Raw genomic sequence first — 3,072 nt, forward strand, 5'->3', positions numbered from 1 at the left:
ATATTCATCAACGAGTGCCCACACAGATTGATAGGTTTAAATTGTTAAAGAGCTTGTTCTCTAAAAAGAGAACGCTTTCAGTGCCTTAGCACTTAAGCAGGACGCGTATAATACGCTTTCTACTTTGAAAGTCAACATAAAATACTAAGAAAACTTAGAACTCTATGGTGACTTGTCTACTTAATAGACAAAGTCGAACTTTTGTCTTCACTTTTTAAAAAGTGAAAATAAATTTGGAGCCTGGCGATGTCCTACTCTCACATGGGGAAGCCCCACACTACCATCGGCGCTATTGTGTTTCACTTCTGAGTTCGGCATGGAATCAGGTGGGTCCACAATGCTATGGTCGCCAAGCAAATTTTGCTTTTACTTTCAGCTTTTTTAAAAACTGAAGGCAAAATAATCTGGAAAACTGATTTAAAAGTCTATCTCTTCAAACTCATTCAAGGTCTGGTCTTTCTTTGAGTCCACAAAACCCCTTGGGTGTTGTATGGTTAAGCCTCACGGGCAATTAGTACAGGTTAGCTCAATGCCTCGCAGCACTTACACACCCTGCCTATCAACGTCGTAGTCTACGACAACCCTTTAGGACACTTATAGTGCCAGGGAAAACTCATCTCAAGGCTCGCTTCCCGCTTAGATGCTTTCAGCGGTTATCGATTCCGAACTTAGCTACCGGGCAATGCCATTGGCATGACAACCCGAACACCAGAGGTTCGTCCACTCCGGTCCTCTCGTACTAGGAGCAGCCCCTTTCAATTTTCCAACGCCCACGGCAGATAGGGACCGAACTGTCTCACGACGTTCTAAACCCAGCTCGCGTACCACTTTAAATGGCGAACAGCCATACCCTTGGGACCGACTTCAGCCCCAGGATGTGATGAGCCGACATCGAGGTGCCAAACACCGCCGTCGATATGAACTCTTGGGCGGTATCAGCCTGTTATCCCCGGAGTACCTTTTATCCGTTGAGCGATGGCCCTTCCATTCAGAACCACCGGATCACTATGACCTGCTTTCGCACCTGCTCGAATTGTCATTCTCGCAGTCAAGCGGGCTTATGCCATTGCACTAACCACACGATGTCCAACCGTGTTTAGCCCACCTTCGTGCTCCTCCGTTACTCTTTGGGAGGAGACCGCCCCAGTCAAACTACCCACCAGGCACTGTCCGTAATCCCGATTCAGGGACCAACGTTAGAACATCAAAACTACAAGGGTGGTATTTCAAGGACGACTCCACCACATCTAGCGACGCGGTTTCAAAGTCTCCCACCTATCCTACACATGTAGGTTCAATGTTCAGTGCCAAGCTGTAGTAAAGGTTCACGGGGTCTTTCCGTCTAGCCGCGGGTACACTGCATCTTCACAGCGATTTCAATTTCACTGAGTCTCGGGTGGAGACAGCGTGGCCATCATTACGCCATTCGTGCAGGTCGGAACTTACCCGACAAGGAATTTCGCTACCTTAGGACCGTTATAGTTACGGCCGCCGTTTACCGGGGCTTCGATCAAGAGCTTCGACCGAAGTCTAACCCCATCAATTAACCTTCCGGCACCGGGCAGGCGTCACACCGTATACGTCATCTTACGATTTTGCACAGTGCTGTGTTTTTAATAAACAGTTGCAGCCACCTGGTATCTGCGACTCTCGTCTGCTCCATCCGCAAGGGACTTCACTGATAAGAGCGTACCTTCTCCCGAAGTTACGGTACCATTTTGCCTAGTTCCTTCACCCGAGTTCTCTCAAGCGCCTTGGTATTCTCTACCCGACCACCTGTGTCGGTTTGGGGTACGATTCCTTACAATCTGAAGCTTAGAGGCTTTTCCTGGAAGCATGGCATCAATGACTTCACTACCGTAGTAGCTCGACATCGTATCTCAGCGTTAGTAGCGGTCCGGATTTACCTAAACCACCCGCCTACGTACTTGAACCTGGACAACCGTCGCCAGGCCCACCTAGCCTTCTCCGTCCCCCCATCGCAATTGTAAGAAGTACGGGAATATTAACCCGTTTCCCATCGACTACGCCTTTCGGCCTCGCCTTAGGAGTCGACTTACCCTGCCCCGATTAACGTTGGACAGGAACCCTTGGTCTTCCGGCGAGGGAGTTTTTCACTCCCTTTATCGTTACTCATGTCAGCATTCGCACTTCTGATACCTCCAGCAGCCCTTACAGACCACCTTCAACGGCTTACAGAACGCTCCCCTACCCCACGCACCCTAAGGTACGTAGCCGCAGCTTCGGTGTATAGCTTAGCCCCGTTACATCTTCCGCGCAGGCCGACTCGACCAGTGAGCTATTACGCTTTCTTTAAATGATGGCTGCTTCTAAGCCAACATCCTGGCTGTCTGAGCCTTCCCACATCGTTTCCCACTTAGCTATACTTTGGGACCTTAGCTGGCGGTCTGGGTTGTTTCCCTCTCCACGACGGACGTTAGCACCCGCCGTGTGTCTCCCGGATAGTACTTACTGGTATTCGGAGTTTGCAAAGGGTTGGTAAGTCGGGATGACCCCCTAGCCTTAACAGTGCTCTACCCCCAGTAGTATTCGTCCGAGGCGCTACCTAAATAGCTTTCGGGGAGAACCAGCTATCTCCAGGTTTGATTGGCCTTTCACCCCTAGCCACAAGTCATCCGCTAATTTTTCAACATTAGTCGGTTCGGTCCTCCAGTTGATGTTACTCAACCTTCAACCTGCCCATGGCTAGATCACCTGGTTTCGGGTCTAATCCTAGCAACTGTACGCCCAGTTAAGACTCGGTTTCCCTACGGCTCCCCTAAACGGTTAACCTTGCTACTAAAATTAAGTCGCTGACCCATTATACAAAAGGTACGCAGTCACACCACGAAGGTGCTCCTACTGCTTGTACGTACACGGTTTCAGGTTCTATTTCACTCCCCTCACAGGGGTTCTTTTCGCCTTTCCCTCACGGTACTGGTTCACTATCGGTCAGTCAGTAGTATTTAGCCTTGGAGGATGGTCCCCCCATATTCAGACAGGATATCACGTGTCCCGCCCTACTCGTTTTCACTGATTATGATGTGTCGGTTACGGGGCTATCACCCTTTA

Annotated in this window: 2 rRNA genes; both read right to left on the reverse strand. The window is 49.8% G+C overall.

Going from position 1 to position 3,072, the window contains the following annotated elements:
• Nucleotides 1-238: 238 nt before the first annotated feature.
• Nucleotides 239-354: ribosomal RNA gene (rrf, locus tag AB6E30_RS22360) — 5S ribosomal RNA — on the reverse strand.
• A gap of 136 nt (nucleotides 355-490) precedes the next feature.
• A 23S ribosomal RNA gene (locus AB6E30_RS22365) occupies nucleotides 491-3,072 on the reverse strand; the annotation flags it as partial.

This window comes from Vibrio sp. 10N.247.311.12 (genome assembly GCF_041467515.1).
In the GTDB taxonomy this organism is placed as follows: Bacteria; Pseudomonadota; Gammaproteobacteria; order Enterobacterales; family Vibrionaceae; genus Vibrio; species Vibrio crassostreae_C.